Source organism: Corynebacterium renale (genome assembly GCF_002563965.1).
In the GTDB taxonomy this organism is placed as follows: Bacteria; Actinomycetota; Actinomycetes; order Mycobacteriales; family Mycobacteriaceae; genus Corynebacterium; species Corynebacterium renale.
Genome location: NZ_PDJF01000001.1, coordinates 343,214 through 365,732, shown reverse-complemented (window position 1 = coordinate 365,732; position 22,519 = coordinate 343,214). Strand labels below are relative to the sequence as shown.

General features: G+C 60.6%; 25 protein-coding genes. 12 read left to right on the top strand and 13 right to left on the bottom strand.

What is annotated here, in order from left to right; translation table 11 throughout:
* The first annotated feature begins 4 nt into the window (after positions 1-4).
* Positions 5-1,717, top strand: coding sequence for a DUF5635 domain-containing protein (locus tag ATK06_RS01805; protein ID WP_048380022.1), 1,713 nt, complete (start codon positions 5-7; stop codon positions 1,715-1,717).
* 79 nt (positions 1,718-1,796) lie between these two features.
* Here ATK06_RS01805 and ATK06_RS01800 read toward each other — a convergent pair whose 3' ends face one another.
* The gene (locus ATK06_RS01800; protein WP_098388738.1) at positions 1,797-2,549 is read right to left on the bottom strand and encodes a hypothetical protein; all 753 of its coding nucleotides are present in this window, start codon (positions 2,547-2,549) and stop codon (positions 1,797-1,799) included.
* 118 nt (positions 2,550-2,667) lie between these two features.
* Here ATK06_RS01800 and ccsB point away from each other — a divergent pair, with 118 nt between their 5' ends.
* The 3 genes from ccsB to ATK06_RS01785 are packed head-to-tail and all read left to right on the top strand — an operon-like array spanning position 2,668 to position 5,200.
* Positions 2,668-3,666 (top strand): c-type cytochrome biogenesis protein CcsB, encoded by a 999-nt coding sequence (gene ccsB, locus ATK06_RS01795; protein WP_048380216.1) that lies wholly within the window; start codon positions 2,668-2,670, stop codon positions 3,664-3,666.
* Positions 3,667-3,677: 11 nt separating this feature from the next.
* Entirely contained in the window at positions 3,678-4,703 is a 1,026-nt protein-coding gene (gene rfbB, locus ATK06_RS01790; RefSeq protein WP_048380018.1) for a dTDP-glucose 4,6-dehydratase, read from the top strand.
* The gene (locus tag ATK06_RS01785; RefSeq protein ID WP_098388737.1) at positions 4,703-5,200 is read left to right on the top strand and encodes a 2'-5' RNA ligase family protein; all 498 of its coding nucleotides are present in this window, start codon (positions 4,703-4,705) and stop codon (positions 5,198-5,200) included. The genes rfbB and ATK06_RS01785 overlap by 1 nt, the downstream gene beginning before the upstream one ends.
* Here ATK06_RS01785 and ATK06_RS01780 read toward each other — a convergent pair.
* A complete protein-coding gene (locus ATK06_RS01780; RefSeq protein ID WP_048380214.1) occupies positions 5,197-6,012 on the bottom strand; it encodes a PhzF family phenazine biosynthesis protein in 816 nt (271 codons plus the stop codon). The genes ATK06_RS01785 and ATK06_RS01780 overlap by 4 nt on opposite strands.
* A gap of 23 nt (positions 6,013-6,035) precedes the next feature.
* Positions 6,036-6,881 carry a ribonuclease HI gene (locus ATK06_RS01775; RefSeq protein WP_048380014.1) on the bottom strand — a complete coding sequence of 282 codons (846 nt, stop codon included), beginning with the start codon at positions 6,879-6,881 and terminating at the stop codon, positions 6,036-6,038.
* Between the two features lie 68 nt (positions 6,882-6,949).
* Between ATK06_RS01775 and ATK06_RS01770 the strand changes: the two genes are divergently transcribed.
* From ATK06_RS01770 to rfbA, 3 genes are read left to right on the top strand one after another with little or no spacing between them, the layout of a single operon-like run.
* Entirely contained in the window at positions 6,950-7,693 is a 744-nt protein-coding gene (locus ATK06_RS01770) for an NADPH-dependent oxidoreductase (protein ID WP_098388735.1), read from the top strand.
* 48 nt (positions 7,694-7,741) lie between these two features.
* Entirely contained in the window at positions 7,742-8,344 is a 603-nt protein-coding gene (gene rfbC / locus ATK06_RS01765; protein WP_048380212.1) for a dTDP-4-dehydrorhamnose 3,5-epimerase, read from the top strand.
* The gene (gene rfbA, locus ATK06_RS01760; protein WP_048380011.1) at positions 8,344-9,210 is read left to right on the top strand and encodes a glucose-1-phosphate thymidylyltransferase RfbA; all 867 of its coding nucleotides are present in this window, start codon (positions 8,344-8,346) and stop codon (positions 9,208-9,210) included. Before rfbC ends, rfbA begins: the two co-directional genes overlap by 1 nt.
* 6 nt (positions 9,211-9,216) lie before the next feature.
* Here rfbA and ATK06_RS01755 read toward each other — a convergent pair whose 3' ends face one another.
* Positions 9,217-9,582, bottom strand: a complete 366-nt coding sequence (locus ATK06_RS01755) for a hypothetical protein (protein ID WP_048380008.1) — start codon at positions 9,580-9,582, stop codon at positions 9,217-9,219.
* Between the two features lie 62 nt (positions 9,583-9,644).
* Here ATK06_RS01755 and ATK06_RS01750 point away from each other — a divergent pair, with 62 nt between their 5' ends.
* A complete protein-coding gene (locus tag ATK06_RS01750; protein WP_231913466.1) occupies positions 9,645-9,980 on the top strand; it encodes a DUF4229 domain-containing protein in 336 nt (111 codons plus the stop codon).
* Here ATK06_RS01750 and ATK06_RS01745 read toward each other — a convergent pair.
* The 9 genes from ATK06_RS01745 to ATK06_RS01705 all read right to left on the bottom strand — a co-directional run bounded on the left by ATK06_RS01745 (position 9,977) and on the right by ATK06_RS01705 (position 19,095).
* A complete protein-coding gene (locus ATK06_RS01745; protein ID WP_048380004.1) occupies positions 9,977-10,885 on the bottom strand; it encodes an AEC family transporter in 909 nt (302 codons plus the stop codon). The genes ATK06_RS01750 and ATK06_RS01745 overlap by 4 nt on opposite strands.
* A gap of 31 nt (positions 10,886-10,916) precedes the next feature.
* Positions 10,917-12,125 carry an ATP-binding protein gene (locus tag ATK06_RS01740; protein ID WP_048380002.1) on the bottom strand — a complete coding sequence of 403 codons (1,209 nt, stop codon included), beginning with the start codon at positions 12,123-12,125 and terminating at the stop codon, positions 10,917-10,919.
* A 190-nt stretch (positions 12,126-12,315) separates the two neighbouring features.
* Complete coding sequence (locus ATK06_RS01735) at positions 12,316-13,185, bottom strand: 1,4-dihydroxy-2-naphthoate polyprenyltransferase (RefSeq protein ID WP_231913467.1); 870 nt, start codon at positions 13,183-13,185, stop codon at positions 12,316-12,318.
* A gap of 103 nt (positions 13,186-13,288) precedes the next feature.
* Entirely contained in the window at positions 13,289-13,735 is a 447-nt protein-coding gene (locus ATK06_RS01730; RefSeq protein ID WP_143341371.1) for a hypothetical protein, read from the bottom strand.
* A gap of 104 nt (positions 13,736-13,839) precedes the next feature.
* On the bottom strand, positions 13,840-14,931 hold the full coding sequence (gene menE / locus ATK06_RS01725) for an o-succinylbenzoate--CoA ligase (protein ID WP_048379997.1): 1,092 nt from the start codon (positions 14,929-14,931) through the stop codon (positions 13,840-13,842).
* Between the two features lie 10 nt (positions 14,932-14,941).
* Positions 14,942-15,229: a hypothetical protein gene (locus ATK06_RS01720; RefSeq protein ID WP_048379996.1), complete on the bottom strand. Its 288-nt coding sequence runs from the start codon at positions 15,227-15,229 to the stop codon at positions 14,942-14,944.
* A complete protein-coding gene (locus ATK06_RS01715; RefSeq protein WP_098388734.1) occupies positions 15,229-16,389 on the bottom strand; it encodes an inorganic phosphate transporter in 1,161 nt (386 codons plus the stop codon). Before ATK06_RS01715 ends, ATK06_RS01720 begins: the two co-directional genes overlap by 1 nt.
* Positions 16,390-17,065: 676 nt before the next feature.
* Positions 17,066-18,025: a 1,4-dihydroxy-2-naphthoyl-CoA synthase gene (locus ATK06_RS01710; RefSeq protein WP_048379990.1), complete on the bottom strand. Its 960-nt coding sequence runs from the start codon at positions 18,023-18,025 to the stop codon at positions 17,066-17,068.
* 44 nt (positions 18,026-18,069) lie between these two features.
* On the bottom strand, positions 18,070-19,095 hold the full coding sequence (locus ATK06_RS01705) for a CAP domain-containing protein (RefSeq protein ID WP_098388733.1): 1,026 nt from the start codon (positions 19,093-19,095) through the stop codon (positions 18,070-18,072).
* Positions 19,096-19,142: 47 nt separating this feature from the next.
* Here ATK06_RS01705 and ATK06_RS01700 point away from each other — a divergent pair, with 47 nt between their 5' ends.
* Genes ATK06_RS01700 through ATK06_RS01685 form a run of 4 tightly spaced genes read left to right on the top strand, consistent with a single transcriptional unit; the run spans position 19,143 to position 22,519 of the window.
* Positions 19,143-20,084: an o-succinylbenzoate synthase gene (locus ATK06_RS01700; RefSeq protein ID WP_098388732.1), complete on the top strand. Its 942-nt coding sequence runs from the start codon at positions 19,143-19,145 to the stop codon at positions 20,082-20,084.
* Positions 20,081-20,518, top strand: coding sequence for a hypothetical protein (locus ATK06_RS01695; RefSeq protein WP_048379986.1), 438 nt, complete (start codon positions 20,081-20,083; stop codon positions 20,516-20,518). The genes ATK06_RS01700 and ATK06_RS01695 overlap by 4 nt, the downstream gene beginning before the upstream one ends.
* 15 nt (positions 20,519-20,533) lie before the next feature.
* The gene (locus ATK06_RS01690) at positions 20,534-22,108 is read left to right on the top strand and encodes a thiamine pyrophosphate-binding protein (RefSeq protein WP_098388731.1); all 1,575 of its coding nucleotides are present in this window, start codon (positions 20,534-20,536) and stop codon (positions 22,106-22,108) included.
* A gap of 9 nt (positions 22,109-22,117) precedes the next feature.
* Positions 22,118-22,519: a DUF3592 domain-containing protein gene (locus tag ATK06_RS01685; protein WP_048379984.1), complete on the top strand. Its 402-nt coding sequence runs from the start codon at positions 22,118-22,120 to the stop codon at positions 22,517-22,519.

Sequence of the window (22,519 nt, the reverse complement as noted above, 5' to 3'; positions counted from 1 at the left end):
TGTCATGAGTGCTGCGATGTTCGGTGGAAAATGGAACAAAACCGTGCTGCAGGACGAGGTTGAAGAAATCCTCGCTTCTGCTGCGGGTGGCCGCTTGCAGAAAACCACTGAAACGCAACGCGTAGATTTCAAGGAGGAGGCTGGCCGGCGCAACGGCTCGACGATTGAGCCCGGCCGTCCAGAAAATCCTGTTGCGGCGACAAAACTTGCCGATGAAGTCGCGTGCATGGCGAACTCGCCAGAGGGTGGGGCGCTCATCCTGGGGGTAGAAGATAAAACGGGTCTACTCATCGGTACGGAGCTGGATCGTGATTGGCTGCGTCGCAGAATTTATGAAGCCGTTGATGTGGCACCGGATATCGTCGTAAAGCACGTCGAAGGCCAGCGTCTTCTTGTCATTTATGTAGCCCCCGCAGCGGAGCCGGTTGAGGATACTCATGGCCGGTTGCGGTGGCGAGTCGGTGATGCATGCACCGCGGTTGATCGTTCGCAGTGGTGGGAATATCGCCGTGAACAGCGCGTTTACGACGAGATGGCGCAACCCACCGACATCGGCCTCGGCGAGGTTCGAGCCGGAGCAATCGAGGTAGTGAGACGGTCTTTGCCTGATGCAGCGGAGCTGACCGCCGAAGAGGTTTTGATCCGCATCGGTGCGCTGGGTTCGCAGAAGACACTTACCGAAGCGGGAGCATTACTTTTTACCGCACTTCCCGCTACGGTGATCGAACTTACTGTGTTCGATGTGTTCGGAGGCCAGATCATAAATCGAGTGGTAGGGGACCCTGGAACATCAGCATTAGAGCAGCTCGACCGCATCGATCAGGCACTTGGGGTAGTAAACAAAAACACCACTGTGGAAAAAGGGTTTGTACATCGACACATCCCGCAGATCCCTCACAGTGCGGTGCGTGAAGCTCTGCTTAATGCGATGATCCACCGTGACTGGAACCGGAGTGAGCCTGTCGACGTGCGCTGGGTTGATCTCGACAGCACACTCATTGTGCGTAGTCCCGGAGGTTTCCCGGCGGCTATTACCGCCGACAATGTTTTAAGCAATCGCGCCGCGCGCTATCCAGCGCTTGCTGATTTGTACCGAGCCATCGGCCTAGTGGATAAACAAGGCGTCGGGGTGGATCGCATGTACCAGTCAATGATTGCGCTGGGGCACCGACCGCCAACTATCACCGAGGTCGCGGGACCTTTCGTGGAAACGGAACTGGTCGGTGGACTGCCTGTCTTACCGGTCATCGACTTAATGGCGCGGATTGTCCCTGAGCCCCGGCAGCGCGATTATCGCATTGCGATCATTGTGTACCTGCTCTTGTCACGCGCCTTCGTGACGGAAATGGCGGTTGCGCGGGGCCTCCAGGTAGATAGTGTCGTTTCCGCCCGGAATGCGCTGGAGGCTGCCGAGCAGACCACGGTAGAAGGCATTCCGCTTGTCGAACGGTACAACTCGGTGTGGCGATTTGGCGCGGCGGCGCGCGAGCTTCTTGGAGAAGCCGGGCAACTTCCGTACCGGTCGACGGATACTGAGGAAATGCGAAAAGTCGCACTGGAGTGGCTGCAGCAGGTCGGTAATCTTGCGACCAGCGACATTATGGAGTTATGCGGAGTGTCGCGAGGAACCGCCACCAAGGGGATTGACATGCTTCTCGACGACGGCATCATTGAGAAAGTAGGAGCAGGGCGCTCCACCCAATACCGTCTCCGCTAATCTGTCACGCATCTCCACTTTTGACGCAACCGTGTTAGATTAGCAGTGTCTAATCTAACAAAGTGCAGTTCAGGACTGTTTATATAGAGTGGTACCAGGCGCCGGTGCTCGCGGTGAGAAACGCAGAACCGTCAATGACGCTGCCCACGTGCGGTGCCGGGGACACATTCCCCGGCAGCGCAACGGACAGTGGGAAACCGCAGTCGATTTCCACGTAGTACCACGACTTGCCAGTGAGTTTATTGGTGCGCAGTTCTACTGCGCTGCATTCACCGTTGAGGACGGCGATGGGGTTGGCGTCGTCGATAGCCGAAGAGTTGCCGGCGAGTTCAAACAGCCACGGGCTCGCGATGAAACCTGGGCCGATGTAGACCTCCTGCCCATCATCGAGGACCGCTGGCTTCTGGGTGGCGCGCCATTCGTCGACAGTGTCGAAGACGCGTACCTCGTCGGCTAGCGCCCCGATACGAAGCTCCGCGATTCCGGCAGTGCTGAAGTACATGGGGTCGTCTACTCCGACCAGGATCTTGGTGATCGTTTCCCCTTCGTTGTCAAGAAGCTCGGCCTCTACGATGCCTACACCTAATGGGGTGGCCATCGCTGTGACCGCATATGGGGAGCGCAGTGAAAACGTGGACGCCGGGGTGCCGTCGGCAGTGATGAAGTAGCCCATGTTCGCCCCACTCGGGTCCGGGTAGATAGCCCACCGCGCGATACCCGCCACCGGGTCCTCCACGCGATCGAAAGCGAGTACATCCACCGTGTCGAGGAGCGCGGCGTTGTCGTCGAAGTCAGGAAGCCAACCCAGGGACTGCCAGAAATGAGTAGTCATGGTTGAATTCTTCCATACACCCCCGACAACAGGGGAGGACGTGGGGTCGGCCAGGTGGTTGATGTGGGTAGGGGTAGGTTCACGCACGTGGCAAAAACAGGTAAGGTAAGCGCTTATGATGCCGGTAAATCAAGATTGGGCCAACATCTCTGACATCGCCTTCCAGGGTGCTGTGCTGGTGTACCTCGTCGCGTTGCTTATTTCCTTGTACGCGTACGTCAAGGCGCAAACCGTTATCCGCGACCGCGCACGGCTGAAAGAATCCGTCTCCGTGTCTGCGGGTGGTGGTGTCGCGGTCCTGGAGCGTGATGAAGATGACGCGGCCCCGGTCACCGCAGAAAGTATCGCGGTCGATGAGGCCAAGGCTGACAAGTGGATGGGGGCCACGCAGTCGCTCGCGTGGCTGGGCATCATCTTGCACGTCACTGCGTTTGCGGGCCGTGGTTTGTCTGCTGGCCGTTTCCCGCTGGGCAACATGTACGAATATGTCATGGGCATTACCGCGGTCACCATGATTACTGCGGCGATTGTCCTGCAGCGTCGCCACCAGCGCGTCATGTGGCCGTGGGTCCTGGTTCCCGTCTTGATCCTCATGTTCTTGGGCGGAACCGTTTTGTACGCGGAATCCGCTCCGACCGTGCCGGCGCTACGCTCCTACTGGCTCCCCATCCACGTTTCCACCGTGTCCATCGGCGCGGCCGTGGGCCTGGTGTCTGGCGTCTTCTCCCTCCTCTTCCTGCTGCGTGTATGGCAGCCCAAGGGCAAGGAGCATGGCTTCTTCGGGTCAGTTGCCCGTCCGCTTCCTACCGCGACGAAATTGGACAATATTGCCTACAAGCTGGCCGTCATCACCTTGCCGACACTCGGCGTGGGCATCATCCTGGGCGCCATTTGGGCGGAGGCCGCGTGGGGCCGCCCGTGGGGGTGGGACCCGAAGGAAACCGTCTCCTTCATCACCTGGGTTCTCTACGCTGCCTACCTGCACGCCCGCGCGACTGCCGGTTGGAAGGTTGGCGCCGCCTGGATCAATGTGATCGCGTTAGCGACGATGATTTTTAACCTCTTCTTCATCAACATGGTGGTCTCTGGTCTGCACTCCTACGCCGGATTGAACTAGTCTTAGGCACTATGCAGCACACCGAAGTACAGCGCGTCCTGGTCACAGGGGGCGCTGGTTTTATTGGGGCCAACTTTGTCCGCCGCACCCTGGCCACCCGCCCGGGCGTCCACGTCACGGTCTTGGACGCGTTCACGTACGCGGCGAACCCGGCGTCCCTGCAGGGGCTACCCGCCGACCAGCAGGCCCGGCTCACTGTGGTCACGGGGGACGTGTGTGACCGGGAGGTCGTCGATAAGCTGGTCGGGGCTGCGGACCTGGTTGTGCACTTCGCCGCCGAGTCCCACAATGACCGATCGCTGGCCGACCCGCTGGCATTCGTCCGCACCAACGTCGACGGCACTGTTGCGCTTCTCGACGCCTGCCGGACCCACGACGTGCGCTTCCACCACATCTCCACCGACGAAGTCTTCGGCGACCTCGCTGTAGATTCGCCGGAACGGTTCACCCCGGAGACCCCGTACCGGCCGTCCTCACCGTATTCGGCTTCGAAGGCCTCCAGCGACCACTTCGTGCGCGCCTACGTGCGTAGTTTCGGGGTGCGCGCCACAATCAGTAACTGTTCTAACAACTATGGGCCGTTCCAGCACCCGGAGAAGTTCATACCGCGCCAGATTCTGCTGCTGCTTGCGGGGGAGGCGCCGCGCCTGTACGGGGCGGGCGATAATGTGCGCGACTGGATCCACGTTGATGACCACAACGATGCCGTCTGGACAATCATTGAGCGTGGCGAGATCGGCCACACGTACCTCATCGGTGCTGATGGGGAGCGTTCTAACATTGACGTAGTCCGCGATCTTAACCGGGCGTTTGGGCGCGACGCTGAAGATTTTGTGCACGTGACTGACCGCCCAGGCCACGACCGTCGCTACGCTATCGACCCGGCGTCGACCCGGGAGCTGGGGTGGCGCCCACGCCACGACTTTGCCTCTGGGCTGGCTGCCACGATCGATTGGTACCGGGAAAATCAGCAGTGGTGGGAGGCGTCCTTCGCCGCCTCGGAGGCGTTTTACACCAAGGGTGAAAGGCCGCTGTAGTGGTCTCTCCGGACAATATTCTGTTGCGCCTCGTTCCGGAGCAGGAGGATTATGTCCGCGAGGTATTCGCTGAGCTGGCCGAACGCGGTTTCCCACCGCAGCAGCAGACCCCGCACATCACGATGACGTTCGCGACGGTCATGCCCGAATCCGTGGTGCGGTTGGCGCAGGAACTCCTGCCGCCGTTGCTGCCGTTAACGGTGCGGCGCAGTGGGGTGGCAATCTTTGGCACGAAATCGAAGCAGACGGTGTCCTGGCTTCTCGACGCCCCTCCGGCCCTCCACGCCGCCGCCAGGGAACTTGCGGCCGCGAACCCAGATACGCATGTGACGGATTGGATTCCGCACATCACGGTAGGCCTGCGCTTACCGCGCGCGATGGTAGGCGAGTATGTGGCCGCGTTGGATGAGGTGACTAGTGGGCATTTTCGCGACCTACACGTTGCGCGTGCGGTGGTGTGGAGTTCCCGCACGGATACGTTGCGTGAGCTGAACTAAACCTGGATTTCACCCCTGACCTGTATGTTGGCTTGGCCGCCGACCCAGATGTCGTGGCCGTCGTCGGTGATGTGCACTTCTCCGGCGCGGCCTACGTTGTGACCTTGGGCGACGGTGTACGTGTCGGGGACGAGGCCCCGTTCGCGTAACCATTGGGCCATAGAGCCGTTGAGGCTTCCGGTGACGGGGTCTTCGAAGGTGGTGGTGAAGGCGCGGACTTCGTAGGTATGTGGTTGGTCTGGGGTAAGGGCTACGAACCCGACCTTGTGGTCCCGTGGCCCGCGTAGTCGGCGCAGGGTGTCTTGGTCGCGTACCTGGATTAGCCGCCATCCGGGGCCGTTGTCGCCCCAGGCGGCGTCGATGATCTCCTCGGGTTCCAACTGGAATTCAGAGGCGATCGCCTGGACTTCTTCCTCTGGCAGTGGGCCACTTTTCTGCAGTGGGGGAGTGGCGAAGGCGAGGGTATCGCCCTGCCGGGAGACGTTGACAAGGCCCACTCCGCATTCCTGGACCAGGATATCGTCGCGGGCTGGCACGCCACCGGCGGCAAGCCACGCCCGCGCCGAGCCTAAGGTCGGGTGGCCGGCGAAGGGGAATTCTTCCACCGGGGTGAAGATGCGTACCCGGTAGTCGGCGGCGGGGTCTGTTGGCTTAAGCAGGAACGTGGTTTCGGAGAAGTTCGTCCACGCGGCGATGCGGTGCATCTCCTCGGTGGAGAGGGCGTCGGCACCCACGATGACAGCCAGCGGGTTCCCGGTGAACGGGCCGGTGGAAAAGACATCGACTTCGAAGAACTGTAGCGGGGAATTCATAGCAACCATCGTGGCACATCCGTTTAGGCTGCGAGCACGTATTCCGCACCGGCTAGGCAGGCGCGCAGTTCTGCACGCAAGCCTTCGAGGAAGTATCCCAGGTTCCCGGTGCCGAATTCGTGGCACCGGCGCGCAGCAATTGCGGCCCGGTTAGCTACTTCGTTGAGTACGTGACCGTTATGCCCGCGTACCCACCGGACCGTGATTGTTGTGTGTTCGCGCGCAAGGCGGACCAGTTCCATACACTCCAAGCGGCGTGGGCCGTGGCAGCGGTCATCCTCACCGGACAGGGCGCGCGCCACGACACGGGAGTCAGTAAGAATTTCCAGGTGAGAAAGCTTGCCGGCGTATCGGCGCACGGCCATCGCAACAGCTGCGAATTCGCCTTCGTGGCTCGATGAAGCCTCAATAACGTGTGCTTGGACTACGCCGTGATCGGTCGCCAGCGCTATGCCCGTGCTGCGGCGGTTACCACGCGAAGCATCGGTAGCGACCACCAACGAATCCCGCCGTGGTTCGTGGTGCGCGGTAGCCGTCTGCATATCTTCGCGGACGGCCGCAAGCGCGGAGTGCGCAACGTAGTCGGTTTCCCGCAGCATGTCCCCGGTGACTACGTCGCGCACGCATAAATTCTCCAGGGATGAGGTGGCTAAAACGTGGCGCACGGTTGCATCGTTGATATAGACCGTGGCCCCGTTCTGGTGGGCGGTGCTCCAGAAGCTCAGGAAGGCGTCGATAAGCAGTTCCTGGGTGGACAATTCACTTTCAAAAACCACGACACCAGCCAGATCGCCATCGATGGCGGTGACGATGATGTGGTGATTGTCCAGGACGGTTGTATGGCGAATTACAGCGATTGTGTGTGTCATGGAGGGCAGTGTGGCACAGGGGGCAGACACGCGCGACAAAGTGTTCGAACGTCTGTACACTTGCGGGCATGAATCAGACCATTGAAACGCAACTAGGCCACCGCACCATCCGCGAGTTCACCGACCAACCGGTCACGGACGAACAGCTAGGGGTGCTTTTCGACGTCGCCATGCACACCGCATCCTCGCGCGGCCTGCAGCATGCGAGCATTATTCGGGTCACCGACCCCGGCCTACGCGCCCGGCTCGCAGAAATCGGGAAGCAAGAATACGTGGGCCGCGCACCCGTATACCTGCTCTTTATTATTGACGGCGCCCGCCACGCGGCGATCTTGGAGGAACGTGGCGGGGACCGCGCCGGGGTGGCGCGCCCGCAGGTATTCGTCGAAGGTTTCACCGACGCCTGCCTCATGGCCCAAAACGTGGTAGTTGCTGCAGAATCTTTGGGTATGGGCGCGAATTACCTGGGCAATATCCACAATGACACCGCTGCGGTCATCGAGGCGCTCGACCTGCCCGAGTTGACGTTCCCCGTTGTTGGCCTGACCGTCGGCTGGCCGAACCAGGACCCCCAACTGAAGCCCCGGATGCCCAAGAAGTTCCGCGTCATGGAAAACGGTTACCAGCGCCCCGAATCGTGGACGGAGGCGCTCAAGGATTACGACGCCGACATGACCACCTACTACGACCTGCGCGATGCGAACAATCGCGTGGACAGTTACACGAACCAAATCCTGAAACAGCTCGGCCCTGAACCGAAGCCACAAGACGGCTCCATTGCAGCAGCGCGCGCCCAAGGATTCCCGCTCTAAAACACTTCTAGAACAGTGGTGTCGGGGGCACGCGCTACGATTGGGGTCATGTTTACCGCACCGCTTGATGGTTTGTTGCATTTCCAGCCCACAGTCCACGAGGATTCCCGAGGCACTTTCCTGGAATGGTTCAAGGCCAGCGACTTTGAAAACGCCACCGGTTATCCTTTTGACCTGCAGCAGGCGAACTTGTCGACGTCGAAAAGCGGCACCATCCGGGGCCTGCACTTCGCAGACGTCCCGCCCGGGCAAGCCAAGTACGTGACCTGCGTTGCGGGCCGGATCTGGGACGTAGCGGTGGATATCCGCGAAGGCTCGCCGACGTACCTGCAGCATTTCGCCGTCGAGTTGTCCGCTGAAAACCGGGAGGGGTTGTACCTGGAATCCGGCTTCGCGCACGGTTTCCTGGCGCTGGAGGATTCCACCGTGGTCTACCTGACCACCCACGAATACCAGCCGGAGATCGAGCACGCGATTAACCCGTTCGACGAGCAGATCGCCGTCCCGTGGCCGGATGCGGAATATATCCTCTCTGAGAAGGATCGCACTGCCCCCGCACTCGCCGAGGTCACTGTGCCAACTCACGACGACGCTCGCCGCCACTACGCGGAACTCAAAGATTTCTGGGTCCTGGCGAACCAGGAGGACTAATGAAGGGCATCATCCTCGCAGGTGGCACCGGGTCCAGGCTATGGCCCATTACTTTTGGCGTGTCCAAACAGTTGGTCCCGGTCTACGACAAACCGATGGTCTACTACCCGCTGACCACCCTCATGCTGGCGGGTATCCGCGACATCCTCGTGATCACCACTCCGGAAGACCGCGCCCAATTCGAGCGCTTGCTCGGCGACGGCTCCCAGTGGGGAGTACACATCACGTACGCGCAGCAGGACGCCCCGCGGGGGCTTGCCGACGCCTTCCGGATCGGTGCCGACCACATCGGCAATGATTCCGTGGCTCTGGTCCTTGGCGACAATATTTTCTACGGCGCCGGCCTGGGGACTCAGCTGCGCCGGTTCACGGATGTGGATGGTGCAGCCGTGTTCGCGTACTGGGTGTCCAACCCGGAGGCCTACGGGGTGGTGTCTTTTACCGACGGTCTGGCCACCGCGTTGGAGGAAAAACCAGCCCACCCGGCCTCGAACTACGCGGTCCCGGGCTTGTACTTCTACGACAACTCGGTCGTCGACATTGCTGCTGGCCTGGAGCCTTCCGCCCGCGGGGAACTGGAAATCACCGACATCAATAATGAATACCTGCGGCGTGGCAAACTGCACGTAGAGGTCTTGCCCCGGGGGACCGCATGGTTGGATACCGGGACCGTGGACCTGCTCATGGCTGCCGGGGACTTCGTGCGGACCATCGAGCAGCGTCAGGGCCTGAAGATTGGTTCGCCCGAAGAAGTGGCCTGGAGGATGGGCTACATCTCTTCGGACGAGTTGCGCGTGTTGGCGCAGAAGCTGGAGAAATCAGGGTACGGGGAGTACCTGCTAGAAACGCTGGAGCGTGGGGACTAGCAGCTGTTAATGCTTGGGTGGCAGGGTCGGGTCGGCGCCGCCGGTGGCATCGGGGCCCTCACCGCCCTCGCTGCCTGAGCCGCCTGGGCCGCGGGAGCCGTCTGTGCCGTCTGTGCCGTCTGTGCCGTAGCGCTTCCGGGCCCGGCGGATGCGCTCCTCTTCTTCTTTTGCGGCTTCTTCGGCGGCGCGCCGCTGCTTGAACTGGTTCTTTTCTAGGTTCCAGAGGAATTCTTCATCGTCGTCAGGGCCCTTGATCTGACGTTGCGGTTGCTGCGCGCCCATCTGGTTACGGTTGCGTGAACCTGGGCCGAATGCTTTCCACACCAGTACGGCGGCGACGATGATCAGCAGTAATAAAACCAGGCGGCCCATGAATTCCTCCTTGTGAAAAGTCCTAATAGTTAAGGATACGCGGTTCGACTACGGTAGGTGGGGTGTCCGAGAATACCGAAAACCTAGAGTCCCAGCACCCGGATGAGTCCTCCGATAAGGAGTTGCGCAGCCAGGCGAACAAGGCCCTGGCTAAGTACGGCTTGGCCCGCCTCGGCCTGTTTATCGTGCTGACGGTCATCATTCAGGTGGCGGCTGTCCTCATCGGCGCGCCGGTGCCATTGGTGATGAGCGCCCTGCTGGCACTTATCGTGGCGTTCCCACTGTCGATGCTCACTTTCCCGACGATGCGTCTGGAAGCCAACGCCGCGGTGGCGGCGTGGAATCAGCGCCGTAAGGACCGCAAGGAGTGGATCGCCCAGGAGCTCTCGGAGCGTTAACGCCCGAACAATAGTGCGATGACCAGCATGATCGGCAGTGCTAGGAATGTTGTGAGGAAGACGGTGTCGCGCGCCACGATCGTTCCCCGCTGGTAGGTGGCGGCGTAGTTGTACACGTTCTGTGCGGTGGGTAGTGCTGCGAGGATGACTGCGGCGTAGAGGGCGTCGTCACGCAAACCGACCGCCCAGCCGATCGCTGCAGCCAGTGCAGGCATGACAACCAGCTTCACGACGGTCGATGTCACAATAACCGGCCGTTCAGAGGGGGTGTCCAGCATTTTTTGGGTGGTCAGTGATGCGCCGAAACTCATCAAAATCATGGGGATGGACGCACCACCCAGGATTTTCAGCGGCGCCATGACTGGTTCGGGGACGGTCCACCCGGTCAGGCAGACCACGAGGCCGAGGGCGCTCATGACAACGAGTGGGCTGAATAGCGCGTTGCGGATGGCCTGCCACGTTTTGCCACGGTCGAGCATCGCCAGCAGGATTGGGGTGAGAATCACCATCTGGATCACAAGAATCGGGGCCACGTATGCGCCAGTGCCGATGACGTACATGCTCACCGGCAGGCCAATGTTGTTGGAGTTCACGTAGCTTGCCGACGCCGCCCCCGTGGCTGTTGTCGCAAGGTCGCGGGGGAAGAAAATGCGACTGAGCGCAACGTAGATGGCCGCGGTGCCCGCGATCGCCACAACGCTTACGCCGATAACGGGGGAGAAGAGTTCCTCCGGGTTCGATTCCGCCACGACCGTGAAAATCAGCGCCGGGGTCGCGGCGAAGAACGCCACCCGGTTCAGTGCCAGGCGCTCCTGATCGCCGGCGAAGACGCGGGCTTTACCCAGCAGGTAGCCCACGAAAATGACCGACAGGATAATTGCAAAACCAGTTATGACACCAAGCACAGAGAAGAACTGTAGTCCAGGGGTAGCGTGGTTACTTCAGTTCTGCTCCGGCCAGGAACGCGAAGGCGTCGACGTGTTCGATATGTTCTACCGAAGGTGGCACGGTATCGGTGGTGATGAGGTAGCACCGTGCGCCGGCCGGTAGCCCGTTGAAGGCGTTTACTTCACGGCTGAGAGTTGCGTCGTCCATGGTGTGCAGCGCCACCTGGATGTATCTGGTGTCTTCACCTTGTTGCGCGACGAAATCAATTTCCCCTGTTGCTGTCTTTCCGGTGGATACCTCCCACCCGCGACGTAGTAACTCTAGATAAACCATATTCTCTAAGTCGTGGCCACGGTTTGATGTAAACGAGGAGCCGAGGAGCGCGTTGCGTAGCCCGGGATCAACCCAGTAGAACTTTGGATTCGTGCGCAGCCACTCTCGACCACGAATGTCGTACCTGTAGCAGGGATAAATGAGGTGGGCGTTACGCATCAGACTGAGGTAACGGTCAACGGTCCCATGGTTTACTTTGTGCCCGCTGGAGGTCAGTGTGCCGGCAATCTTGGAAACGGCTACGGGTGACCCTGCGTTGTCAAAGATGTAGCGGGCGATGCGGAGAAAGATTTCGGTATCGCGGACGTCGCCGGCGATGGTGATGTCGCGTGTGAAGATTGAGTCGAAAACTGCGGAGTTGAACTGGCGGGTAAGTCGGTCGTCGGAAAGCGTAACGACGCCAGGCAGTGACCCGTTTTTCAGGAGCTCCACATATGACTCCGCCAGGCTACCTGCTGTTCCGGTGAAGTCGCGAAATTCTGCGAGCGACAAAGGAAACATATCGAGCTGGAGGTATCGCCCTGCCATATAGGTAGCGTCTTTGCTGGCGAAAATTGAAGCGTTAGAACCGGTAACGATAATTTCCAAGTCAGTGGTGGTGCGTAGTGAATTGATAACCCGGGGCCATTCGCTCAGTTCCTGAACTTCATCCACGTGGAGATACGTGGCGCCCTCTGCAACTCGTTGCTTCACATAGTCGTGAAAGGTGTGGGGATCCCGGAGAGTGTCGTTAGCAAAGTCTTCGAAATTAATGCTGACTATCTGCTCATGTGTGGCGCCGTGAGCCAAAAGATGTCGCCGATACATTTCTAGCAATGAAGATTTGCCACAACGCCGAACGCCAGTGATGATTCTGACGATGTCAGCATCGACGTGTGTCGTCAGTTCGTCGAGATAGCGCTTACGCGGGACCAAATCTTTCATAATTTACAGTGTACTAGAAATATTTCTATATTCAGGAGAAATTTACAGTGTAATAGAAATCGGCCCCCGCTCTTCCTGCCGAACAGGGGAAACGGGGGCCAACGGACAGCGCTTCACCGCTACGGGCGTGCGATGTACTTCGTAGAGAGGTATTCCAGAATTCCTTCGGAGCCGCCTTCGGTCCCGGAAACTAGCCCAAGACCAGGCCTAGGGCGGTGAGTACAGCCCAGGCGAGCATGGCTTTGCCCGTCGCTCCGATGACGGGGATCAAAGCTTTGCCGGTTACGCCCCGGACAACCGGACGCGCAGCGGGCAGTACCAGGGCCAGCGCGGCGAAACTGAGCAACGTCCACGGGCTGGCGAAAGCTAACAGGATGGACATGATAAACGGCGTTGCTACCAGGAGGCAGTAGACCAGGCGGGTGCGGGCGTCGCCAAGCGTGACGGCGAGCGTAATCTTGCCACTTGCCTGGTCGGTGGGGATGTCGCGCAGATTGTTCGCCAGGTTCACTCCCGCCGAGATCGCGCCGACGCCCACGGCGCAGGCCAGGCCTACCCACGACAGTTTTCCGCGGTGGATGAACTCGGTGCCCAGAACAGCGATGAGCCCGAAGAAAATGAAGACCGCCACTTCGCCGAAGCCCCGGTAACCGTAGGGATTTTTACCGCCGGTGTAGAACCAGGCGCCAGCGATGCAGAACATGCCCACCAGGATCAGCCACCATGCGACGTCGATAGCCAGCACAATTCCGGCGAGTGCTGCCACGCCGAAGCAGATGAATGCAGCACGCTTCACTGTTTCTGGTGCGGCGAGCCCCGAGCCCGTAAGGCGGAGTGGGCCGGTGCGGTCTTCATCGGTGCCGCGGATGCCGTCGGAATAGTCGTTGGAGAAATTCACCCCGATGATGAGCGCCCACGACACGATCAGTGCCAGCAGGCCACGCCACCAGGAGAATTCCCCGTTGTAGTATGCGGCTGCTGAACCAACGATGACGGGTGCCCACGCGTTAGCCCACGTATGCGGGCGTGCGCCCTCTTTCCACTGAGCGAATGTTGCCACCAGTTATGCCTCCACAATCTGCTGTAGTTCCAACCTATCTACTGTGCCAGATGCGGAGCATGGAAGTGGCTTTCGGGCACCCTAAAGGGCCCAGTGTGGGGTACTAGTATTTCAGGACAGCCACTTCGCTGGTCGTCCCATTAGCGAATTCTCTGGATTCTTTATGCACAGTAATTGGGGACCCCGCATCAATCTCCGTACCTGTTTGCATTCTGTCCTCGCAGGCGCTGACCTCACGCGGGTCAAACCACTCCACCTGTGAGGAGCCGTCTTCGAAAAGGACGCCGATGCCCGTTTCGGTTTCCCAAGCCTGTGGATTGTCATCGATGCCATAAAAATCGTCAGCGTTGAAGCCAAGCTGTTCGCCGAGTTCTTTGGAAGTATAGGGGCAGAACGCGTACGCGCTAACAACGGAATCGCCTAGGGCCTGCTCGACGGTAAAAGGTTCACCGTCGAGGGCCGCCTGCGTCAGCGGGGTAACTTGTGTCCCACACCCCGCGGTTGCAAGTAAACAAGTGATAGCGATAGTTCCGAATAGAGGCTTTTTCATGTGTTCCGGCATGCCGTGACCTCATTTTCACTAAGGGGTACAACCACAGTCGAGATATGAGCCACGTTACATGGAAGAGGGGGGGAGACAAGACTGAAGAAGATTTAGCCTGCTAACACCTGCTGCAATTTCAGCCGGTCCACCTTCCCGGACGACAACTTCGGTAACTCCATCTGCCGAATCTCGCGCGGAATCTCCCAGGCCGGCAGCTCGGCATCGTTGAGCGCGGCAATAACCTCCAGCGGGGACGCCGTGCCCTCATAACCGCAGGCCACGGCCGTGCCCAGGCGTGGATCTGGGATGCCCACAACAGCTGCGGCACTGACCCCATCCACGTTCAAAAGATGCTTCTCGACGACCTCCGGATGGACCTTCACCCCGCCTGAATCAATGATGGTGTCCATGCGGCCCAAGATTTCCAGGCGGCCGTCGATAAGCTGGCCAGCATCCGAGGTGTAGAACGTGCCGTCTTGGAGCGCGGGGTCGGGGGTGCGGTAACCGCGTGCGACCATCGGCCCGGATAGGACCACGCGCTGCCCGTCCAAAGCTACATGCGCGCCGGGAATCGGGTATCCGTTGTACACGCATCCGCCTGCGGTTTCGGAGGCTCCGTAGGTAGTCACCACGGTAATGCCCAGCTCCTTGGCCGCGCGCAGCGCGTCATCGGGGATACCCGCCCCGCCGACGAGCACGGCCTTGTATTCGCGCAGTGCTTCGATACCGTCGAGGTAGTCCATGGCCTTGAGCAATTGCATAGGGGTCAGCGAGACGTAGTCGCCGCGCAAGCGAGCGAAGTCCGGGATAGAAAATCCGCCACGCACATCGAGGACCTGCGGGGTCGTGCCGGCTAAAACTGAGCGCACCAGAACCTGCATCCCGGCGATGTAGTGCGCCGGCATAGCCAACACCCAGGAGCCTTGCCCGATGATTTCAGCGGTGGCCTGCACCGAGGCGCGCAGATTTTGTGCAGAGAGCAGCGCGCCTTTTGGGGTGCCCGTCGAACCGGACGTGCACATGACAAGTGCAACGTCTTCTTCAATTGGTTCGCCGGCCCGTTGGGTGGTACGCAGAAGTCCCGCCCGGTTGGGGTCGTGGGCGGGAACGGGCAGAAAAGAACGACGACCCTCCAGGGCCTCCTCGATGTGGGGGAGGGCCGACAGGGGGTCGTCGATAAGCAGTACTTCCAAAGTGCGCATACTGCTTAGCTTAGTGAGTACCGAAGATGTCCCATCCAAAGTACTGGTGGATCGTGGACTTTGTAATCCACAGGATGCCAAAGAGCACGGCCGCCGCGATGATGGCAAAGCACAGGTAGCCCAACGGCTTGTTGGTGAAGTGGCGTCGGCCAGGATCTTCACCCGGGGCAGCGTGCTCCGGTCCCGACGGGGTGGTCCACCGGATGCCCAAGGCAAAGAGGGCGGGCAGGCCGGTGCCGAGGATGAGGCCGACGATGAGGACGTCGAGAAGCGATTTACCCATTGCCCAGAAATCCATTATTTGGCCTCCTGCCACTCATCATTGACATTGTCCGGGTTGACCGGCGCGCGCAGGGAACGGATGAAAATCCATGCCAGCAGAATCAACAGCACCGCGAAGGCTACGAGGACGCCCGTCATCTCATTCGTGACCAGGCCAACCTCGTGGGAAAGCCACCACAGAGCAGCTCCGACGGCCGCCGCAGCTGGGAGTGTCACGATCCAGGCGATAGCCATGCGTCCAGCCAGTGACCAACGGACCTTCGCGCCTGGGTGGCCTACACCGGAACCCATGATCGAACCCGTCGCGACGTGGGTGGTGGATAGCGCCATGCCGAAGTGAGACGAGGTCAAAATGATGGCTGCCGACGACGCCTCCGCCGCCATACCCTGCGGTGCAGAAATTTCCACCAGGCCCTTGCCCAGCGTGCGAATCACACGCCAGCCGCCCGTGTACGTGCCCAAGGCGATCGCGATGGCACATGCTGCCTTCACCCAGAACGGAATATGATCCTCCGGGTGCAGGTGGCCCGTTGCAACCAGCGACAAGAAAATCACGCCCATGGTCTTCTGTGCATCGTTAGTACCGTGCGCGAGCGAAACCAGGGACGCCGAACAAATCTGGCCCCAGCGGAATTTCTCCTCCGTGCGCTTGTGAGGCAGCGCCTGGGTGAGGGCGTACACCAAGAATGTGCCCAGCGCAGCGACGAGGCCGGCGACCACCGGGGCAGCGACTGCGGGGATCACAACCTTGGAAATAACTCCGCCCCAGACCACGCCGTCGAGGCCCAGGGAGCACAGCGCCGCACCGATCAGGCCACCGAACAGCGCGTGCGAGGAGGAGCTTGGCATACCGAAAAGCCAGGTCAGGACATTCCACACAATTGCGCCTATGAGGCCTGCAAAAACGACGAGGAGAAGTTTGTGGGAATCGTACGCATCGGTGAGGTCGAATTGATCGAGGTCAACGATGCCTTTGGCCACTGTGGTTGCCACCTCCACCGACAAAAATGCGCCGACGAGGTTCAAGATTGCTGACAAGCCGACCGCCACTCGGGGTTTGAGGGCGCCTGTGGCGATGGAGGTAGCCATCGCGTTGCCGGTGTCATGGAAACCGTTCGTGAAGTCGAACACCAACGCGGTGGCGATCACGATGAATAGGATGAGCAGTTCCGTCACAGCGGCTAGTTTCGCAGGCCAGGGGTAAAAAACGAAATCGTTTCCGTCTTCAAATTTTTGAGTCTAACCCCGTTAAGGGGTGGTTTGATGTACGGGGTTGTGGCCAATGATGGGACGCCGTCAAGTAATGTCCAGCGGATTCGCAGCTTTCGACGGGGGTGTTAAGGGGGAATTCTTCTGGAAGATACTTAAAAATCCAACAGGTAATAGGGAAGTGAACTTTAGGTTAACAACCGTGGGGCTTCATCGGTAGCGTCTGTGTTCGTGTGGAGCGCGCACGCGGTCGCCCGGGCGGGGTGGCGCGATTGTGGGGATACCACTGTGGGACACATCTTTAACTTGCATGGTGTGGCAGCGTAATCCTGCGTGATGCGAGAAAGGCGAGATTGCACGTCGGCTTCGTTGCTCGTGGGACAGAGGTGCCAGGCTCGCCAATCTCAGCTGTATAGGCCAGGCGAATTGCCTGGAAGATTGCGTTGATAAACGAATAAGGGCCTTGCCAATTGGCAAGGCCCTCAGAGCGGTTGACGCTCGGGGCACTATTTCAGCCCTAGCTATCGAAAACCAGTGTATGCGGCACGGAATGAAAATCAAGTACCACATCCTGTTGGTTGAGAATGACCACAAGAAATGGGGTGATTAGCTTGCTACCGATTAAATGCCCCGCCCTCTTTACCTAGTAGTAATACGGGAACTCTGACCAATCCGGGTCGCGCTTTTCTAGGAAGGAATCGCGGCCTTCGACGGCTTCGTCGGTCATGTAGGCCAGGCGGGTGGCTTCGCCGGCGAAGACCTGCTGGCCCATGAGCCCGTCGTCGGTGAGGTTGAATGCGAACTTGAGCATGCGCTGTGCTGTCGGAGATTTGCCATTGATTTCTCGGCCGGCCTGGATGGCCTCGTCCTCAAGGTCTGCGTGGTCAGCCACAATGTTCACGGCGCCCATGCGCTGCATTTCCTCAGCGTCGTAGGTGCGGCCAAGGAAGAAGATCTCGCGGGCAAATTTTTGGCCGACCATCTTGGCTAGGTAGGCGGAGCCGTAACCGGCGTCGAAAGAGCCCACGTCGGCGTCGGTTTGCTTGAAGCGGGCCTCTTGGCGGGAGGCGATAGTCATATCGCAGACCACGTGCAGCGAGTGCCCGCCGCCGGCAGCCCAGCCGTTGACTACAGCGATAACCACCTTGGGCATGGTGCGGATGAGGCGCTGGACTTCGAGGATGTGGAGGCGCCCGCCTTCGGCTTTGGTGCGGGCGGCGTCCACGGTGGAGGCGTCGGCGGTGGCGTCGTCGTGTTCGTGCGCGGTGGCGTATTGGTAGCCGGAACGCCCGCGGATGCGTTGGTCGCCGCCAGAGCAGAACGCCCAGCCACCGTCTTTGGTGGAGGGGCCGTTGCCGGTAAGGAGGACCGTGCCCACGTCGGGGGTCATGCGCGCGTGGTCGAGCGCGCGGTAAAGTTCGTCGACAGTGTGGGGGCGGAAGGCGTTGCGTACTTCCGGGCGGTCGAAGGCGATGCGGACGATGCCGTCGTTACGCTTGTCGCCTTTGAGCCGGTGGTAAGTGACGTCGGTGAAGTCTTCGAAGCCGGGGACCGGTTCCCAGAGTTCGGGTTTAAAGGGTTGCTCGGTGGAATAGCTCTTCATAGCTTTTCACCCTAGCCGAGCAACCCGGGCCGGAAATGAAGCGCTTAGACCAGTGTGGAAGCAGCTGCGGTGATCAGGGCCAGGATGGCAACGATGATGCCTCCGATTGCTCCGCCGCTGAGCTGGGAACTCGACGAACCCGTTGGGGCTGAGTTATCCACTGTGAGCTTGGCGCTGCCGGTGTATTTCCCGTCTTCGGAGGTGTAGCGCACGGTGGTGGTTCCTTCGCTGAGGGCTTGGATCCGGTTGCCGGTGACGGAGGCAATGCTGGGGTCATCGACGGTAATCGTGCCCGGAATGGTGTAGCCGTTGTGGCTCATTCCGTAGGTCGTTGTGCGTCCGACGCGCAGCGTGGATGTGCCCAGTTGGGTCCTGAATTCTTCGATGTCAGATTCGGGCACAGCGACGGAGACCGTTTGGGTACCTGTAGGTGCGGCTGCGGTTTCGCCGGAGTGCGTGTCGCCAAGCTGCATGGCTCCGAACTTGTGAATGTAGGAAAAGCCTACGGCCCGGAAACGCGGGTTGAGGATGCTGTGTAGGTGTCCGTTTCCTTCTGCCGAGTACCCGTTGGCGGCTTTCAGGGCGTCTTCTTCGGGTTTGATGAGGCTAGCGACGCATTCGGTGGCGGAACTGTTCTGGCACAGGTTTTCACCCCAACTCTGGGTTCCCTTGTATGTGGCACTCCAGATTTCGCTGCCGTCGGGGCGTCGGTGGTCGATGCTCCCGGAGTACAGTTCCTCGGCTGTGCGTTGGATGGCGATGCGTTCGAGTGCTGGGTCCCAGGAAATGTTGACGTAGTCGTCGCGGGTAAGCCCGGCGCTCATGACTGCGTTTTGCAGTGAGATGCCTTCGAAAACGATGTTGTCGTCGTAGTAGTGTGCTCGGGCCTCGCGCACTGCTTTGAGGGCTGCGTCGCGGGACGTTTTCTGGTTGAGTTCCAGGGTGCTGGTGACGCGGATGCCGTCGTTAAGTTCGACTCCGGTGGTGGGGGCGGTGGCTGCGTGGGCGGGTGCCGCTAGTCCGCAGGCGACGGCCACTGCTGCGGTGAGGGCGAGAAATCGTTTCTTCATACTTACAACCTAGGGGGCTAGCCGGTGGATGTCTATAGGGTGGGGTCATGCAGTTGTCTTTCCCGAAGCCCACTATCGACGACATCCTGGACCGTACCCGCGTGGTCAGCCTGCCGATGCGCGTGAAATTCCGCGGTATCACGGTCCGGGAGGCCGCCCTCATCGAAGGGCCGGCCGGGTGGGGTGAGTTTTCGCCGTTCCTCGAGTACGGGCCGGAGGAGTCGTCGCGCTGGCTGGCCTCCGGGCTGGAGGCGGCGTTCGCTGGCTTACCCGAACCCCAGTCGGACTTCGTCGAGGTCAACGCCACAATCCCGGCCGTCGACGCAGCCCAGGTGCCCGAACTCATGGCCCGCTACCCGGGGTGCCACACGTTCAAAGTGAAGGTGGCCGAGCCCGGCCAGTCGCTTGACGACGACCTCCGGCGCGTCAACGCAGTCCGTGAAGTGAACCCGGATGCTGTGATCCGCGTGGACGCGAACATGGGCTGGACCGCAGATCAGGCGATTGAAGCTGCCCGGCGCCTCGGCCCAATTGAATACATGGAGCAGCCGTGCCGCACGGTCGCGGAGTTGGAGCGGGTGCGTGAGTATGCGCCGGTGGCGGCCGACGAATCCATCCGCAAAGCCGCCGACCCGCTGCAGGTGAAAGGCCGCGTGGATTACGGGGTGGTGAAGGTGGCCCCGCTGGGTGGCGTGCGCAATGTGCTCGCGTTGGAGGAAAAGTTGGGCCTTCCTATTACTGTGGCGAGTGCTTTGGACACGGCCGTCGGGCTGTATAGCGGTGTAGTGGCTGCTAGTTACGGTTCGTTGGCGGCGGGTCTTGCCACGACCACCCTGTTTGAGCAGGATGTGGCAGATGTGCCCATAGTGGATGGGAAGATTTCCACGGCTCGGGTCGTGCCGACGCGCATCGACGAACTGGAGGCCGCGCCAGACCGGGTGGCCTGGTGGCAAAAACGCATTGCAACCGCGTACGGTTATCTTCTATGACCCAGTATTTTCCGGATAATAGTCAGGGCGGTGGCCAAAACTACGGCCAGGACTACAACCAGGACTATGGCCAGCCGTACCAGAATGATTACGGTTACGAGTACTACGAGCAGCCCCCACAGAAGCGCAATACCGCGCTGGTGGCTACGGTTACTGGTCTGGCTACTGCTTTGATTGTTGGCGGTATCGCATACTTCGGCGGCAAGTACGTGGGCGAGACCACGGTGGAGCCGGTCACGCACACCACCACGTCCACGGAGTTGTCCACCACGACGGAGACCACCACGGTCACCACGACGTCCCGCCAGTCCATCCCGGACGCGGTCCGTGATCGCTTCTCGACGGACCAACGTGAGGCACCGACAACTGGCCAGAACACGCTCGATTCGCTGCTGGACCAGTTTGTTTCCCCCAATTCCAACGACACGAACTAGCTAGTCAGGGTACTTGTGTCTGTTCTTTCTTCGCCCCAGATTGCACGCCACGTCGCAGAGGTTGTGGCGCAGCACTGCACGGATGTTGTTATTTGCCCGGGCTCGCGGAATTCGCCGCTGACCATGGAGTTGTTGGCGCGCCGGGATCTTCGGGTGCATATGCGTATCGACGAACGCTCCGCCTCCTTCCTCGCACTCGGAATGGGGCGGGTGCAGCTCCGCCCGGTTCCGGTCGTGATGACCTCCGGGACTGCTGTGGCGAACTGCCTTCCCGCGATGGTGGAGGCGGCGCATGCGCACGTGCCGTTCGTAGTGTTGTCGGCGGACCGCCCGGCGCACTTGGTCGGCCGCGGGGTCTCGCAGACGATTGAACAGCCCGGCCTCTTTGAGCCGTGGGCCAAGACGATCACTATCGACGACTTCGCAGACGGCCTTCCCGCGCGGGCGCACATCAACGTGCCGCTGGATGTCCCACTTCTTGGCGAACTGCCAGAACCTGTAGGAACTCCAGGCCCGCGGTTCCCGAAGCCGGTCACGCACTGGGTCGACCACGGTGAAGTCACCGTGGACTTGTCCAAGAACACGCTGGTTATTGCCGGCGATGAGGCCTGGGAAGTTCCGGATCTCGAAGAGGTTCCCACGATCGCTGAGCCGACGGCACCTACTCCGTATTATCCGGTGCACCCGTTGGCCGCGCAGATTCTTGCGCCCCTGGTGGAGCAGGTCATTGTGGTGGGGCACCCGACGCTGCACCGTCCGGTCATGGGCCTGGTAGACAACGCGATTACCCTGACGCGCACTGAGACGGCCACGAATCCGAGTGGGAAGGCGACCGTCGCAACGCGAGTTCGTACCACCGGCGAGCCGACGCAGCAGTGGCGCGACGTGTGTGCGGCAGCTGGCGACGTCGGTGCGCAAGCCGTGCGCGAGGTGCTTGAGGATCCCCAGTACGGGTTGACGGGCCTGCACGTGGCCGCGGCGGTGGCGGACACGGTCGCGGTGGGGGACGCGGTGTTTATTTCGGCGTCGAACCCGATCCGTGACGCGTCCTTCGTGGGCTTCCCGCTGGGTGGCGTGACCACCATTTCCCCGCGCGGCGCCGCCGGCATCGACGGCACGATCTCCCAAGCCATCGGCGTCGCCCTAGCGCACCAAGCTGCGCAGCCAGATCAGATGCGCGCACCGCGGACGGTTGCCCTGACCGGCGATCTTTCCTTCCTCCACGATGTCGGCGGACTCCTCATCGGCCCGCACGAGAAGCGCCCGGAAAACCTCACCATCGTGGTAGCTAACGACGACGGCGGCGGCATCTTCGAAACCCTAGAAATTGGCGGTGCTTCTTACCGCGACGTCTTCGAACGCGGCTTTGGCACCCCAACCGGCGTGGACATCGCACCGCTCTGCGCTGCCTACGGTGTGGACTACCAGCGCGTAGAAAACCTCCAGGACCTGCTTTTGGCGCTAGAAAACGCCGCAGAAACCGGCGGCTACCAGGTCATCGAGGTCCCGTGTCGCCGCGATACGCGCCGGGCGATGCATGAGGCGCTGAACACCCGGCTGCGCGGCGTCGCCGAGGACGCTGCAGGATAAGAGCCCGTGATGTTATCGCGCAGATTACGCCAGCTGGTCATGGCCTTATACGCGGCCGCCGTGCTGGGGTGCGTGGCCATGGTGGTGGGGCCGGCGGTCAACGACGCCACCATCGCCAAGAACCCCGGGCGCGCACTGGCGCATGTCACGGCGGTGACGTGGACGCGAACATTGGTTGAATACCAGGATCACGAGGGCATTTACCATGCGCCGGACTCCGGGGTGCTCTATCCTCCAGGGTTAAGAGAAGGACAACGGGTGTGGGTGAACTACGCCAAAGATGATCCGGATCTGGTCAAGGTTCAGGGCCGCGAGTGGACGCTGTCTATCATCCCAGCACTGTCCGTGTTCGCGGTGTCAACGCTCGTTGCCGCGGGCGCGTGGTGGCTGGTCGGCCGGATAAGAAGGTAA